The organism is Pannonibacter sp. XCT-53 (assembly GCF_009915765.1).
GTDB lineage: Bacteria > Pseudomonadota > Alphaproteobacteria > Rhizobiales > Stappiaceae > Pannonibacter > Pannonibacter tanglangensis.
In genome coordinates this window covers 1,858,416-1,873,571 of sequence record NZ_JAABLQ010000001.1, presented here as the reverse complement: position 1 = coordinate 1,873,571, position 15,156 = coordinate 1,858,416, and the positions used below count along the sequence as shown (strand labels likewise).

Below are 15,156 nucleotides of genomic sequence, written 5' to 3'. Positions count from 1 at the left end.
CGCCGGTGAAGGCCACTCTCTCCCATGCGCTGCCCTGCCTGAATGGACGATCCGGGCAATCGATTGGACGATTTTGCCAGCCATGCCCCGCCCGGCTGCTGACTCATTTCCTGAAGTCCCTGACTCAGTGTCGCAGCCACCGGACTCACCACATCAGCTCGCGAAAGCTGTTGCGGAAACAAGGTCTTGTCCAATGAAACGGAATCGGAGTGTGACCCGGCTGACTCAATCTGCGAGGCCGCTCACGTGGATCAGATGACGGCGGCAATCGCGTCCGGCAGACTGGATCGCGTCACATGGCCGGTCGCAAGGGCAGGGGAGCCGGATGAGCCGGATCACGGATCAGACCCGGCAGCGGGCAAGGGACCTGCGCCGGGCCAGACCTTTCAGGAACGCGCCCTCTGGCCGCATCTGCGCGGCCTGAAAGCGCACGGCCTTCATGTCCGCCGGCAAGCTCCCATCGTTCCCTACATCGCCGACTTCGCCCTCTTGTCCCATCGCCTCGTCATCGAGATTGATGGCGACAGCCATGGAGCCCCCGGTCCGTCCCGGCACGATGCCATCCGCGATCAGTGGCTCGCGTCCCAGGGCTTCACGGTCTGGCGCTTTTCCGCCCGCGACATCGAGCACAATCTGGAAGGCGTCGTCGAAACCATCCTCTTGCGCCTCGGCTTGTTTGGTCCGGAGACCGATTGACGTTTGAACCCTCTGTTTCTCGCCGAGCCCCACGCTCAGGCCTTCACAGAAGGACGCCGAACTCCAGCCCCAATTCACCCCCGCCGCAATGCCTCCAGCGCCCGGTCAATCAGCGCATCGGCGGCGCCCATGTGCCGGGCGGGATCCTTGAGGCTGTCCCAGTCGATCGGGGCGGACGCCTTCGTGCGCAGGACGTCGATGAGGGGCTGGCCGGAGGCGAGCGCCTCGGCGCAGGCGGTCTTGACGAGGGCTTGCGCCGCGCTGCGCGGCATGTGGTCGGCGAGGGCGAAGCTGGCGGCCTCGGCCAGCATCAGGCCTTGCGCTGCCTCGAAGGTTGCGCGCATGGCCGCTTCGTTGACGCGGAGGCCGGCAACCAGCTCGGCCGCCGTGGCAAGGGCCGCGCCGGTCTGCAGCAGCATGGCGGGCAGGTGCAGCTGTTCGATCAGCCAGGCCGCGCCGCTGCGCTCCTGTTCGGCAAGGGCCGCCTGATTGAGCACGCCGGCAAGACCGCCGGTGCTGCGGGCGAGCGCGATCAGCACTTCGGCGGCCACCGGGTTGGCCTTGTTCGGCATGGTCGAGGAGCCGCCCGCCCCGGCAAGGCTGACCTCGCCGATCTCGTTCTGGGCGAGCAGCACCACATCTTGGCCCATCTTGCCGAGACTGCCGGTGATGAGCGCCAGCAGGCTGCCGAGTTCCAGCATCGTGTCGCGCGCGGTGTGCCAGGGCAGGGCCAGGGTCGTCAGCTTCAGCCGGGCGGCAAGCCGGGCCTCGACGGCGAGCGCCTCGGGCCCGAGTGCCGCCAGATTGCCCGAGGCCCCGCCGAGCGAGACGGCGAGCAGCCGGGGGCGCAGCTCGGCGAGCCGGTCGAGATGCCGCGTCAGCGGCAGCATCCAGCCTGCGACCTTGAGGCCGAAGCTCGTCGGCGTCGCCTGCTGCATCCGCGTGCGCGCGGCAATGGGCGTTGCCCGGTGCGCTTCGGCCAGCGCGCCAAGCGCAAGGGCGAGCGCTTTCAGCCGCGTCTCGAACAGATCGAGGATCCGGGCAAGGCGCAGCACCAGCGCCGTGTCGACGATGTCCTGGCTGGTCGCGCCCCAATGGACGTAGCCGGCATCCTCTGCCGGCACCGCCTGGCGCAGGGCGGCAAAGAGGGCAGGAACGGGGACGCCGTCGCGCCCCATGCCTGCCTTAAGCGCCTCAAGCTCCGGCGTCAGGAGCCGGGCGGCGTCCGCAATCCGCGCCGCCGCCTCCGCCGGGATCAGGCCGCAGTCGGCCTCCGCCAGCGCCAGTGCCGCTTCCACCTCCAGCAGGGCCGCGACCTCGGCCGAGGCCCCGAGCAGGGCTTCGGTCTCGGGATCGCGGATCAGTCCGGCAAGGAGGCAGTCGCGGCCTGGGGACATGGCTCAGACGGCCTCGATGGCGATGGCAATGCCCTGTCCGACGCCGATGCACATGGTGGCCAGCGCCAGCTTGCCGCCGCGCACCTTCAGCTCCAGCGCCGCCGTGCCGGTGATGCGCGCGCCCGATGCGCCGAGCGGATGGCCAAGGGCAATGGCCCCGCCATTGGGGTTCACCTGCGGCGCATCGTCGGCCAGGCCAAGATCGCGCAGCACGGCAAGGCCCTGCGAGGCGAAGGCTTCGTTCAGCTCGATCACGTCGAAGCTGGCGGGCGACAGGCCGAGCCGGGCGCAGAGCTTGCGCGTTGCCGGGGCCGGGCCGATGCCCATGATGCGCGGCGGCACGCCGGCGGTCGCCCCGCCAAGCACGCGGGCAATCGGCGTCAGGCCGTATTTCTCCACCGCCGCGCGCGAGGCGAGGATCAGCGCCGCCGAGCCGTCGTTGACGCCGGACGCATTGCCGGCCGTCACCGAGCCGCCCTCGCGGAACGGCGCCTTCAGCTTGGCAAGGCCGTCCAGCGTGGTGTCGGCGCGCGGGTGCTCGTCCTTGTCGATCAGGATCGGATCGCCCTTGCGCTGGCTGATCGAGACGGGGACGATTTCCCTGGCGAGGCGGCCGTTCTCCTGGGCGGCGACGGCCTTCTGCTGGCTCCGGAGCGCAAAGGCGTCCTGGTCGGCGCGGGAGATGTTGAATTCGGTGGCGACGTTCTCGGCCGTCTCGGGCATCGAGTCGATGCCATACTGCTTCTTCATCAAGGGGTTGACGAAGCGCCAGCCGATCGTGGTGTCGTGGATCTCGGCATGGCGCGAAAAGGCGGTGTCGGCCTTCGGCATGACGAAGGGCGCGCGCGACATGCTTTCCACGCCGCCGGCGATCATGATCTCCGCCTCGCCGCACTTGATGGCGCGGGCCGCGGTGATCACCGCATCCATGCCGGAGCCGCAGAGCCGGTTCATGGTGGTGCCCGGCACGGTGTCGGGCAGGCCAGCGAGCAGGGCGGCCATGCGGGCGACGTTGCGGTTGTCCTCGCCCGCCTGGTTGGCGCAGCCGTAGATCACCTCGTCCAGCACCGCCCAGTCCACATCCGGATTGCGCGCCATCAGCGCGGCGATCGGCACGGCCGCCAGATCGTCGGCACGCACGCCGGACAGGCTGCCGCCAAACCGGCCGATCGGGCTGCGCACATAGTCGCAGATGAAGACATCACGCATCAGAACCTCCTCCATGGGCAGCCTTGGTGCGCGCATGCAGGTCGCGCAGCACTTCAAGCTCCTCTTGCGTTGGGGCAGGGGTCTCGCCCACCTCCGCCGCGAATCTGGCTTTCCAGCCGACCGTATCCGCGACCATGTCGCGGGTCACGCCCGGATGAAGCGAGGTGACGGTGAATTCTTTCGTTTCGGCGTCCGGTTGCCAGATGGCCAAATCGGTGATCAGCCGGGTCGGGCCCTTGGTGGTCACGCCATGGTCGGCCCGGTCGCTGCCGCCCTTGCCGTGGCCCAGCGAGGTGACGAAGTCGAGCTTCTCGACGAAGCCCCGGTTCGACTGTTTCATGGTGATGAAGATCTCGCGGCAGGAGATCGCGATCTCCGGCGCCCCGCCGCCACCGGGCAGGCGCACCTTCGGCTTCTCGTAGCTGCCGACGACGGTGGTGTTGAGGTTGCCGAAGCGGTCGATCTGCGCCCCGCCGAGGAAGCCGATGGTGATCCGCCCGCCCTGCAGCCAGTAGCGGAACATCTCCGGCACCGACACGGTGCAGAGCGCCGTCTCGCAGAGTTCGCCGTCGCCGATGGACAGGGGCAGCACGTTCGGCGCGGTGCCGATGGTGCCGCTCTCGTAGATGAGGGTGATGTCCGGCGCATGGGTCAGCCGGGCAAGGTTGCAGGCGGCCGAGGGCGCACCGATGCCGACGAAGCAGACGTCGTCATTGCGGAGCGCGCGGGCAGCGGCGATGGTCATCATCTCGGTCGGGGTAAAGCTGGTCATCTCACGCGGCTCCCTTGGTCTTGAGCGGCGCGACCCGGCCGGCGAACACGTCAGGGCTGACAGTGGTCACGTTTTGGGCCATCCAGGTCAGGAAACTGTCGCGGTCTGACGCGATCCTGTCCCATTCGATATAGGCGGCGTTGTCGCGCGGATAGACGCCCTGCACATAGGAGGGATGCGCCCCGCCGGGCACCTTCGCCACCGAGGTGACCGTCCAGGACGGCAGGATGCAGGCATTGGGGCTGCGGCTTGCGAGGTCGTCGACGATCTCCTCGACGGTCACGATGGCGCGCCTGGCCGCCAGAACGGCTTCCTTCTGCACCCCGACAATTCCCTCCAGCAGCACGTTGCCCTTCCGGTCGGCCCGCTGGGCATGGATCACGGTCACGTCCGGACGGAGTGCCGGAACGGCGGCCAGTTCCTCGCCAGTGAAGGGGCACCTGATGAAGCGGATGTTGGGGTTGACCCGCGTCAGCTCCGCGCCGCGATAGCCGCGGAAGATGGCGCAGGGCAGGCCCGAGGCACCCGCCTCATAGGCATTGGCCATGGCCGCGTGGCTGTGCTCCTCGATCTCGATCGGGTGCGGCCAGCCGTTCTCCACCGCATCGCGCAGGCGGCGCAGGAGGCCGACGCCCGGGTTGCCGGCAAAGGAGAAGATCAGCTTCTTCACGCAGCCCATGCCGATCAGCTGGTCGTAGATCATGTCCGGCGTCATCCGGATCACGGTCAGATCCTTGCGCCCCTGACGGATCACCTCATGCGCGGCCGCATGCGGGATGAGATGGGTAAAGCCTTCAAATGCAACGGAATCTCCGTCGTGGATGTTCTCCGCAACGGCGTCGTGCAGCGACTGGATTTTCGCCATGGCTGTTCGCTCTGCGCTCTTCAGCTTGTGTGGACGGGACAGGAAAACGGGGACGGGCCGGTGGGCGGCCCGGCCCCGACAGGGCGGTCAGATGTCGAAGAAGACGGTTTCCCGATCGCCCTGGAGATGGATGTCGAAGCGGTAGACAAGGCCCTCCGGCGTCTCCTGCCGCTCCGCGATCAGCGTCTTGCGCCGGACCTCCTGCTCGATCAGGCGCAGCACCGGATCGGTGGCGTTGGCGGCTTCCTCGTCGGAGAAGTAAAGCCTTGTGTTCAAACCGATATTGATGCCGCGCGCGACGATCCAGAGGCTGATGTGCGGCGCCTGCGGCCGGCCGTCGCGCCAGGGCACCGAACCTGGCTTGATGGTGTCGAGGAGGAAGACGCCGGTGTCGAAATCCGAGCAGGAGCGGCCCCAGCCGCGAAAGTCCGGGTCGAGCGCCTTGGCCTGGGTGTCGTCCGGATGGTTGAACCGGCCCTCGCTGTTGGCCTGCCAGCTCTCGACCAGCACGTCGCGCACCGGCGTGCCCGTGCCATCCAGCACGCGGCCCTCGATGCGGATGCGGGTGCCGCGTGTCTGAGGTCCTGCAATCACATGCGAGAAATTCTTCTCGAAGATGTCGAAGCCGGCGGCGGCCGGTGCGAGGCCGATATGGACATAAGGGCCAGCCGTCTGGCTGGTCGTCTCGGAGAGATAGTTGAGCGGCTGCACCATGGTCAGTTTCCTTCCAGCCGGTTCTCGAACAGGGTGGACCGCCGCCCGCGCAGGACGATGTCGAACTTGTAGGCGCGGCAGTCGAGCGGCACGGTGGCGCGCAGGTCCAGCGGCGCGATCAGGCGCTTGACCGCCTCGGGATCCGGGATCGTCTTGACGATCGGGCAGACGTCGATGAGCGGATCGCCCTCGAAATACATCTGCGTGATCAGGCGCTGGGTGAAGGAGCGGCCGAAGATCGAGAAGTGGATATGGGCCGGGCGCCAGCTGTTGACATAGTTGCGCCAGGGATAGGGGCCCGGCTTGATCGTGCGGAAGGAGTAATAGCCGTTCTCGTCTGTCAGGCAGCGGCCGCAGCCGCCGAAGTTCGGGTCGATCGGCGCGAGATAGGTGTCCTTCTTGTGCCGGTAGCGGCCGCCGGCATTGGCCTGCCAGAACTCGACCAGCGTGTGCGGCACCCCGCGCCCGTTCTCGTCCAGCACCCGGCCATACACGATGATGCGCTCGCCGATGGGCTCGCCGGTCTTGGCGTAATTGAGGATCAGATCATTGTCGAGCGGGCCGAGGTCATCGGCGGTGAACACCGGCCCGGTGATCTCGCCGATGCCCTGCTCCAGCGACAGGAGGGCCTTCTGCGGCGAGCGCGTGACCGAGGTCTTGTAGATCGGGGTGAAGGCCGGCGGATGCAGGGTCAGGTCGCGCTGGTAATAGTCGCCCTCGCGCGGCCCCGAGGGGCGGTTGGTGCCGAAGCTGCTCACGGCTGCTCTCCCTTGTGGCGAACGGCGTCGCCGTCCTCAGGTTCCCTCATTTCGTCCTCCAGCCGACCTGCCGCAGCCAGCGCGTCCCGGGCGATGCGGAAGGCCGTGTTGGCAGCCGGAACCCCGGCATAGATGGCCACATGCATCAGGGCCTCGCGGATGTCGCGGGCCGAGGCGCCGGTGTTGATGCTGGCCCTGACATGCATCGCCAGTTCCTCATGATGGCCGAGCCCGGCCAGAAGCGCGATGGTCACGAGGCTGCGTTCGCGCCGGGTCAGCGTGTCATCGCTCCACACCGTCCCCCAGGCGCTCTCCACGATCAGGGTCTGGAAGTCGGCGTCGAAGGGGGTCATGCTGGCAATCGAGCGGTCGACATGGGCGTCGCCCAGCACGGCACGTCGCGTGGTCATGCCGGTGGCATGGCGCGACCCGGGCGAGCGGACCTTGGGGACAGCGGGCACGGGGTCAGACAACGGCGGTCTCCTCAAGAAAGGCATCCAGGGCAGCGCAGAAGGCATCCGGGGTCTCGATGCATGGCAGGTGGCCTGCGCCCTCGATCAGCGTGTAACGGGCATCCCGGATCAGCCGGGCCGTGGCCTCGACGAGGGCCGGCGGCGTGGCACCGTCCTCGCTGCCTGCAATCACCAGCGTCGGCATCGGCAGCTGCGATGTGCTGTGGGTCAGGTCGGCGGCGGCAAGGGCGGCACAGGTGGCGAGATAGCCTTGGCGCGGCGTGCGCGTCAGCATGGCGCGCCAGCCGGCAAGCGCGACGGGCTCCGCGCCGCGGAAGGCGGCCGAGAACCAGCGCTCGAGGATCGGTTCGGCGATGGCCTCTATCCCGCCCGCCTCGATCAGGCGGATCCGCTCCTGCCAGGTCTCGGCCGTGCCGATGCGGGCGGCGGTGTTGCTGAGGACGAGCGCCGGCACCTTTTCCGGATGGCGGGCCGCAAAGCCCTGCGCCACCAGCCCGCCGACCGAAAGACCCACGGGCACGCAGCGCTCCACTCCGAGATGGCCGAGCAGGGCGCTCAGGTCGTCCACGAGATCGGCAATCGCGTAAGGCCCTGCCGGACACTCCGAGAGGCCATGGCCGCGTGCATCGTGGCGAATGATCCGGACCCGCCCGCGCAGCTGCCCGGCCACCGCATCCCAGCTTCGCAGGTCCGTGCCAAGCGAGTTGCAGAAGGCCAGGGCAGGGAGATGCGGTTCGCCGCTGTCCTCGACATGCAAGGCAACACCGTTGACCGCTATCATGCGCATGGTCGGTTTCCTGGGGCTTCCGGCTGATGCGGCGTCCGATCAGCCTGTTCTTGTGCTTGCCCCATATTTCATCCATGCTTCGGTTATGTAAAATGAGAAATCAGGCATTTTTCATAACCAGAAGGAATGTTTGGTGATCGATCCCAGGGTCAAGTACCGGCACATCCAGTGTTTCCTCGAGGTGGCGCGGCTGCGCAGCGTCGTGAAGGCGGCGGAGGAGCTGTCGATCACCCAGCCGGCCGTGTCCAAGACCCTGCGCGAGCTGGAGGACATCCTCGAGGTGCGGCTGTTCGACCGCTCCCGCAGGGGTGTGGTGCTGACGCAATTCGGCGAGGTGCTGCTGCATTACGCCGGGGCGAGCCTGGCCGCGCTGAAGCAGGGGCTGGACAGCGTCGCCCAGGCGCGGATGTCGGGCGAATCCTATCTCAACATCGGCGTGCTGCCGAGCGTCGCGGCCCGGATCGTGCCGACGGCCGTGCAGCGTTTCCTGTCCGAGCGGGTCGAGACCACGCTCACCCTGATCACCGGCCCCAACACGTTCCTGCTGAGCCGTCTGAGGCTTGGCGAGCTGGACCTCGTCGTCGGTCGACTGGCGGACCCCGAGCAGATGGCCGGCCTGTCCTTCACCCATCTCTATTCGGAAAGCGTGTCCTTCGTGGTGCGCCGGGGTCACCCGCTGCTGCGCCAGGGTCGGCTCGACATCCGCCGCATTGCCGACCACGTGGTGCTCTATCCGACCCAGGAGGCAATCATCCGTCCCTACGTCGAGCGCCTGCTGATCGCCGCCGGCGTCACCCGCCTGCCGCGCCGCGTGGAGACGATCTCCAACACCTTCGGCCGCAGCTTCACGCTCGACACGGATGCGGTCTGGATCATTTCCTCCGGCGTGGTGTCGCGCGATGTCGCGGCCGGCGACCTGGTGGAACTGCCCATCGAGACCGCCGAGACGACCGGCCCGGTGGGGCTCACCACCCGGGCGGACACGCCGCCGACGCCGGCGCTGGTGATGTTGCAGGCCTGCCTGCGGCACGCAGCGGACAAGGCGGACTTGCATCTGTAACCAGAGATTGAATATGCATAACCCTCGGTTATGCTGGGGCTACGACAGTTCATTTTACATAACGAAAGCGGATGGCTAGCGTCATCTGTCGTGCCATCCCGGCGGGAGGAGCGGTTCGGGAGGATCGAGCGCCGGGAGGTGCGGGACGGGGTGTGGACCGGCACCCCTCGACCAGGGAGGAACACACATGAAGCGCATTCTCGCAGTGGCGACGGGGCTGGTGACCGCCTCGATGATGATCGCCAGCGCCTCGGCGCAAGAGGTCAATCTGACCCTGCATCATTTCCTCGGACCGAAGGCCCCGGCCCAGACCCAGATGCTGGAGCCCTGGGCCAGGAGCGTTGAAGAGGCCTCGGGCGGGCGGATCAAGGTCGAGATCTTCCCGGCCATGTCGCTCGGCGGCAAGCCGCCGGAACTCTACCGCCAGGTGCGCGACGGCGTCGTCGACATCGTCTGGACGGTTCTGGGCTACACGCCGGGCACCTTCCCGCGCAGCGAGGTGTTCGAGCTGCCGACCGTGCATCAGGGCTCGGCCAAGCAGACCACCATCGCCTTCACCGAAGCCTTCGACATGGTGGCCGAGGACTTCAAGGACGTGAAGCCGATCCTGCTGCACACCCACGGCGGCCAGGCGTTTCACATGGTGAACAAGCCTGTGCGCAAGCCCGAGGATCTGGCCGGACTGAAGATCCGCACGCCGTCGCGGACCGGTGGCTGGACCATCGAGGCCTATGGTGCCGAGCCGGTGGGCATGCCGGTGCCGGAAGTGCCGGAAGCCCTGTCGAAGGGGGTGCTCGACGGCACGATGGTTCCCTTCGAGATCTTCCCGGCCCTGAAGCTGCAGGAGCTGACGCAGTACTCGACCGAAGGGGCCGGCGGCACGCGTTTCGGCACCTCGACCTTCATGATCGCCATGAACAAGGACCGCTACGACAGCCTGCCGGATGACCTCAAGAAGGTCATCGACGATCATTCCATGGCCAACATTGCGGCCACCTACGGGGCGGTCTGGGACGGGATCGAGAACGGCGGCAAGGACCTGCGCAAGTCCAGGGGCGAGCTGATCGAGCTCACGGCCGAGGAAACCCGGGCCTTTGACGCTCGCGGCCAGGCGGTTGTCGACCGCTGGATCAAGGAAGCAGCCGAGCTTGGCCTCGACGGGGCCGCCATGGTCGAGAATGCCCGCGCGCTTGTCGCCAAGGCGCCGGCCAGGTAAGGCCCGCCCGCACGGCAGATGGCCGGGGACGCGTCCGTGTCTCCGGCCCCTTTCCAGGGCGGCATCGCAGCCGCAGTCACCGACAGGGAGGCAGCATGGCATCGCTGCTGCGCAAGGCGATCACCGCCTGGGCGCTCTTCGGAGCGTTGTTCATCCTCGCCATCGTGCTGGTCACGACGCTCAACGTGTCCGCATTCGCGGCCAATCGCGTCGCGGCGCTGTTCGGCGGCACCGTGGCGGGACTGTCAGGCTACGAGGATTTCGTCCGGCTCGCCGTCAGCGTGACGGCCCTGTCCTTCATTCCCTACTGCCAGCTCAAGCGCGGTCATGTGGTGGTGGACCTGTTTGTCCAGTCCATGCCGAAAGCCGTTCGCGCCGGGCTCGACAAGCTCTGGCTGGCGACCACCGCCGGTCTTGCGCTGTTTCTGGCCTACTGGATGTGGGTCGGGCTGAACGAGACCATGGCCGACCAGACGCGCACGGCCATTCTCGGCTGGCAGGAGTGGCCCTGGTACGGGCCGGGTGTGGTGTCGATGATCCTGTGGGCGCTGGTGTGCCTCCTGCAGCTGGTGGAAGGGGAACCCCATGGGTGAGGCGGAACTCATCGGCCTGATCGGCCTTGGCCTGCTGTTCGGGCTCCTGATCCTGCGCGTGCCGGTCGGTCTGGCCATGACGCTGGTCGGGATCGGCGGCATGTTCGCCCTGTCGCTGGCGCTGCCGCACGTGCGGTTCGGGCCGTATCTGATGCAGTTCAAGTCTCTGCTGTGGACCAACATGGCGAGCTACGACCTCTCGGTCGTGCCGCTGTTCGTGTTCATGGGCTATCTCGCCAGCCACGCCAATCTCAGCCGCGACCTGTTCCAGGGCATGAATGCGCTGATGGGGCGGGTGAAGGGCGGCGTCGCGATCTCGGCCATCGGGGCCTGCGCCGGCTTTGGCGCGGTCTGCGGCTCGTCACTGGCCACGGCCTCCACCATGGGCCGTGTCGCGCTGCCCGAACTCCGGCGGCTCAACTATTCGCCGCGACTGGCCACCGGCACGCTGGCGGCCGGCGGCACGCTCGGCATCCTCATCCCGCCCTCGGTGGCGCTGGTGATCTATGCCGTCATCGTCGAGGCCTCGATCATCGAGATGTTCCGGGCCGCCGTCATCCCCGGCCTGATTGCCGTGGCCGCCTTCATTGCGGTGATCGCGATCCAGGTCCGCCTCAATCCCGCGCTTGCCCCGGCAACGGCCAGCCTGCCGAAAGAGGAGCGCAACCGCGCGCTGCTGCGCCTCATTCCGGTGATCCTGATCTTCGGCGCGATCATCCTTGGCCTCGGCATCGGCCTGTTCACCCCGACGCCGGCAGCCGCCATCGGCGTCTTCGTCATCCTCGTCTACGGCTTTGCCCAGAGGTTGTGGGGGGCGGAGGGGCTGACGCTCGGCAAGACCAAGGATGCGCTCCTGGAAACGGCCGTCACCAGCGGCATGATCTATTTCATCCTGTTCGGGGCCGAGGTGGTGAAGGGCTTCTTCACCCGTGCCGGACTTCCCTCGGGTCTCGCGGACTGGGCGGGCAGCAGCGGCCTCGACCCCTGGGTCGTGCTGATTGCCATGCTGATCATCCTGATCATCCTCGGCTGCTTCATGGAAAGCCTGGCGATGATCCTGGTCATGGTGCCCTTCTTCTGGCCGGTGCTGGTCGACCTCAACGGCGGCGACTATGTGACGGCCGCAACCGCCGCCTATGGCCTGTCGGCGGACGAGCTGAAGATCTGGTTCGGCATCCTGACATTGATCGTGGTGGAGCTGGGGCTGATCACACCGCCGGTCGGGCTCAATGTCTTCATCATCAACGCGCTCGCCAAGGACGTGCCAATGGTCGAGACCTTCAAGGGCGTGATGCCCTTCTTCGGCATGGAGATCCTGCGGGTGGGGCTGTTGCTGCTGTTCCCGGCGATCGTGCTGTTCATTCCAAGGTTCTTCGGCTAGCCCCCGCCCGCGAGACAGGCCGCTCCGCCTCCGTCAGTGCCCCGGGGCCGGCAGGCCATCCGGGGTGGTGACGCATTGATCCAAATGCGGTCGCGGGCGTGGGCCGGATTCCCGGCCATGCCGCGCGCCGGAAAGGGCGATTGATCCCCTGCCGAAGGGATTTCTCCGCTTGGCGAGAAAAACGAACCGGAAAAGCCGTTCCTCCGGAAAGCCCGCAAAACCGTTTCTTATGCGGACAGGCCCGCTTTTGTAGGGTTGCGCCACGATCGCCCCGCCGCCGACACGCGGCCCGGACAAGGGGGCGCGAGGGAAGAAGTGGCGCATGTCTGATCGGCTCAGCAATCTCCGGCGGCTTGAAGCGGAGAGCATTCACATCATCCGCGAGGTGGCGGCCGAGTTCCGCAACCCGGTGATGCTCTATTCCATCGGCAAGGACTCGTCGGTCATGCTGCATCTGGCGATGAAGGCCTTCTATCCCTCGAAGCCGCCTTTCCCGCTCCTGCACGTGGACACCGGCTGGAAGTTCCGCGAGATGATCTCCTTCCGCAACGAGACGGTGAAGCGGCTCGGGCTGGACCTGATCGTCCATACCAACCCGGAAGGGCTGGCCCAGGGCATCAACCCCTTTGACCACGGCTCCTCGGTCCACACCCACATCATGAAGACCGAGGCGCTGAAGCAGGCGCTGACCAAATACGGCTTCGATGCAGCCTTCGGCGGCGCGCGCCGCGACGAGGAGAAGAGCCGCGCCAAGGAGCGTGTCTTCTCCTTCCGCACCGCTTCGCACACCTGGGACCCGAAGAACCAGCGCCCGGAACTGTGGAACCTCTACAACGCCCGGGTGGCCAGGGGGGAATCCATCCGCGCCTTCCCGCTGTCCAACTGGACCGAGCTGGACATCTGGCAGTACATCCTGGCGGAGAACATCCCCATGGTGCCGCTCTATTATGCTGCCCCGCGTCCGGTGGTCGAGCGCGACGGCATGCTGATCATGGTCGACGATGACCGGATGAAGATCCGCCCCGGCGAGACCGTCGAGGAGAAGATGGTCCGCTTCCGCACGCTTGGCTGCTACCCGCTCACCGGTGCCATCGAATCCGATGCCGCGACCCTGCCGGCCATCCTGCGCGAGATGCTGATTGCCCGCACCTCGGAACGCTCCGGCCGCCTCATCGACCACGACGACGCCGCCTCGATGGAAAAGAAGAAGCGCGAAGGATACTTCTGATCATGGACTTCACGGATCATCTCACCTCCGAAGCGGCCGTGCTCGACTACATCCGCGCGCAGGAGAACAAGGACCAGCTCCGCTTTCTGACGTGCGGCAGCGTCGATGACGGCAAGTCGACCCTGATCGGCCGGCTGCTCTATGACACCAAGCTGATCTTCGAGGACCAGCTGGCAGCCCTTGAGCGCGACAGCCGCCGGCATGGCACGGTTGGCGAGGACATTGACCTGGCGCTGCTGGTCGATGGCCTTGAGGCCGAGCGCGAGCAGGGCATCACCATCGACGTCGCCTATCGCTTCTTTGCGACCGACAAGCGCAAGTTCATCGTCGCCGACACGCCCGGCCACGAGCAGTACACCCGCAACATGGCGACCGGTGCCTCCACCGCCGATCTCGCCGTGCTGCTGGTCGATGCCCGCCACGGCCTGATGACCCAGACGCGCCGCCATGCCTTCATCGCCTCGCTGCTCGGCATCCGCCACATCGTCCTGGCGGTGAACAAGATCGACCTCGTCGATTTCTCGCAGGAGCGCTTCGACGAGATCGAGCGCGACTTTGCGGCGCTGGGCGGCAACTTCCGCTTCGAGACCGTCGTGTCCGTGCCGATCTCGGCGCGCTATGGCGACAACGTCACCAGCCGCTCGGGCCGCATGCCCTGGTATCAGGGACCGACGCTGCTCGAGCATCTGGAAACCGTCGATGTCGGCGAGAAGGAAACGGCGGCCGACTTCCGCTTCCCCGTCCAGTGGGTCAACCGCCCGAACCTCGACTTCCGCGGTTACTCCGGCACGGTTGCCAGCGGGCGCATTGCCATCGGCAGCAATGTGACGGTCGCAGCCTCGGGCAAGAGTTCGACGGTCACCCGCATCGTCAACGGCTTCGATGACGTGGACAGCGCGCGGGCAGGGGAGGCGGTGACGCTGGTCCTGCGCGACGAAATCGACATTTCCCGCGGCGACGTGCTGTCGCGCTCCGACGAGCGCCCGGCCGTGGCGGACAGCCTGTCGGCGCATGTGATCTGGATGGCCGAGGCAGCCCTTTTGCCGGGCCGCTCCTATCTCCTGAAGATCGGCACGCGGACCGTGACGGCCACGCTGACGGCGCTGGCGCACAAGATCAATGTCAACACCTTCGAGGAAGCCCCGGCCGAGACGCTCGGGCTGAACGAGATCGCGCTGGCCGAGTTCAGCCTGTCCGCGCCCATCGCCATCGACGCCTATGCCGCCAACCGCACCACGGGCGCCTTCATCCTGATCGACCGCATGAGCAATGCGACCGTCGGCGCCGGCATGGTGGTGAAGGCGGAGCGGCGGGCCAGCAACATCCACTGGCAGGCGCTGGACGTCGACAAGGCAGCCCGGGCCGAGAGCCTCAGGCAGAAGCCGGCGGTGCTGTGGTTCACCGGCCTGTCCGGCTCCGGCAAGTCGACCATCGCCTCCATCGTGGAGAAGAAGCTGCATCTGGAAGGCCGCCACACCTATGTGCTCGACGGCGACAACATCCGCCACGGCCTCAACAGGGATCTTGGCTTCTCCGACGCCGACCGGGTGGAGAACATCCGCCGTGTCGCGGAGGTCTCGCGGCTCTTCGTGGATGCCGGCCTGATCGTGCTGGTGTCCTTCATCTCGCCGTTCCGCGCCGAGCGGCAGCTGGCGCGCGACCTGCTGGGCGAGGGCGAGTTCGTCGAGATCTTTGTCGACACGCCCATCGACGAGTGCCGCAAGCGCGACCCGAAGGGCCTCTATGCCAAGGCCGATGCTGGCGAGATCGCCAACTTCACCGGCATCGACAGCCCCTACGAGGCGCCCGAGACGCCGGAACTGCGGGTGGCCACCGTCGGCCGCGATCCGGAAGCGGCGGCCGAGGATGTGCTCAACCACCTGCGCCGCGCCGGCATCATCGCCGCCAACGGCTATGTCTTCGGCGGCGAGGGCATCTGACCGCTTGTCGAATGTTGAAAGGCACCGCCCGGCTGTGAGGCCGGGCGGTGCGTTGACTGCTAAGAAA

The 15,156-nt window shown here is 67.0% G+C and carries 15 protein-coding genes; 7 read left to right on the top strand and 8 right to left on the bottom strand.

Going from position 1 to position 15,156, the window contains the following annotated elements; translation table 11 throughout:
* The first annotated feature begins 255 nt into the window (after positions 1-255).
* Positions 256-696 (top strand): endonuclease domain-containing protein, encoded by a 441-nt coding sequence (locus GWI72_RS08390; RefSeq protein WP_244314304.1) that lies wholly within the window; start codon positions 256-258, stop codon positions 694-696.
* A 74-nt stretch (positions 697-770) separates the two neighbouring features.
* On the opposite strand, the gene pcaB is transcribed toward GWI72_RS08390, so the two are convergent.
* The 8 genes from pcaB to pcaD form a co-directional block, all read right to left on the bottom strand.
* Positions 771-2,093: a 3-carboxy-cis,cis-muconate cycloisomerase gene (pcaB, locus tag GWI72_RS08385; protein WP_161708351.1), complete on the bottom strand. Its 1,323-nt coding sequence runs from the start codon at positions 2,091-2,093 to the stop codon at positions 771-773.
* A 3-nt stretch (positions 2,094-2,096) separates the two neighbouring features.
* The gene (gene pcaF / locus GWI72_RS08380; RefSeq protein ID WP_161673735.1) at positions 2,097-3,302 is read right to left on the bottom strand and encodes a 3-oxoadipyl-CoA thiolase; all 1,206 of its coding nucleotides are present in this window, start codon (positions 3,300-3,302) and stop codon (positions 2,097-2,099) included.
* Positions 3,295-4,074, bottom strand: a complete 780-nt coding sequence (locus GWI72_RS08375; protein WP_161673733.1) for a CoA-transferase subunit beta — start codon at positions 4,072-4,074, stop codon at positions 3,295-3,297. The genes pcaF and GWI72_RS08375 overlap by 8 nt, the downstream gene beginning before the upstream one ends.
* A gap of 1 nt (position 4,075) precedes the next feature.
* Entirely contained in the window at positions 4,076-4,939 is an 864-nt protein-coding gene (locus GWI72_RS08370; RefSeq protein WP_161708350.1) for a CoA transferase subunit A, read from the bottom strand.
* Positions 4,940-5,026: 87 nt separating this feature from the next.
* A complete protein-coding gene (gene pcaG / locus GWI72_RS08365; protein WP_161708349.1) occupies positions 5,027-5,653 on the bottom strand; it encodes a protocatechuate 3,4-dioxygenase subunit alpha in 627 nt (208 codons plus the stop codon).
* A 2-nt stretch (positions 5,654-5,655) separates the two neighbouring features.
* A complete protein-coding gene (gene pcaH, locus GWI72_RS08360; protein ID WP_161708348.1) occupies positions 5,656-6,411 on the bottom strand; it encodes a protocatechuate 3,4-dioxygenase subunit beta in 756 nt (251 codons plus the stop codon).
* Positions 6,408-6,821, bottom strand: a complete 414-nt coding sequence (pcaC, locus tag GWI72_RS08355) for a 4-carboxymuconolactone decarboxylase (RefSeq protein WP_244314303.1) — start codon at positions 6,819-6,821, stop codon at positions 6,408-6,410. Before pcaC ends, pcaH begins: the two co-directional genes overlap by 4 nt.
* Positions 6,822-6,876: 55 nt before the next feature.
* Positions 6,877-7,671 (bottom strand): 3-oxoadipate enol-lactonase, encoded by a 795-nt coding sequence (gene pcaD / locus GWI72_RS08350; protein WP_179956039.1) that lies wholly within the window; start codon positions 7,669-7,671, stop codon positions 6,877-6,879.
* A 133-nt stretch (positions 7,672-7,804) separates the two neighbouring features.
* Here pcaD and pcaQ point away from each other — a divergent pair, with 133 nt between their 5' ends.
* The 6 genes from pcaQ to cysN all read left to right on the top strand — a co-directional run bounded on the left by pcaQ (position 7,805) and on the right by cysN (position 15,089).
* Positions 7,805-8,731: a pca operon transcription factor PcaQ gene (gene pcaQ, locus GWI72_RS08345; protein WP_161708346.1), complete on the top strand. Its 927-nt coding sequence runs from the start codon at positions 7,805-7,807 to the stop codon at positions 8,729-8,731.
* Positions 8,732-8,918: 187 nt separating this feature from the next.
* Entirely contained in the window at positions 8,919-9,947 is a 1,029-nt protein-coding gene (locus GWI72_RS08340; protein WP_161708345.1) for a TRAP transporter substrate-binding protein, read from the top strand.
* 95 nt (positions 9,948-10,042) lie between these two features.
* Complete coding sequence (locus GWI72_RS08335; RefSeq protein ID WP_161673717.1) at positions 10,043-10,540, top strand: TRAP transporter small permease; 498 nt, start codon at positions 10,043-10,045, stop codon at positions 10,538-10,540.
* Positions 10,533-11,921 (top strand): TRAP transporter large permease, encoded by a 1,389-nt coding sequence (locus GWI72_RS08330; RefSeq protein ID WP_161708344.1) that lies wholly within the window; start codon positions 10,533-10,535, stop codon positions 11,919-11,921. The genes GWI72_RS08335 and GWI72_RS08330 overlap by 8 nt, the downstream gene beginning before the upstream one ends.
* 322 nt (positions 11,922-12,243) lie before the next feature.
* A complete protein-coding gene (gene cysD, locus GWI72_RS08325; RefSeq protein ID WP_161673713.1) occupies positions 12,244-13,149 on the top strand; it encodes a sulfate adenylyltransferase subunit CysD in 906 nt (301 codons plus the stop codon).
* Positions 13,150-13,151: 2 nt separating this feature from the next.
* The gene (gene cysN / locus GWI72_RS08320) at positions 13,152-15,089 is read left to right on the top strand and encodes a sulfate adenylyltransferase subunit CysN (protein WP_161708343.1); all 1,938 of its coding nucleotides are present in this window, start codon (positions 13,152-13,154) and stop codon (positions 15,087-15,089) included.
* Positions 15,090-15,156: the final 67 nt, after the last annotated feature.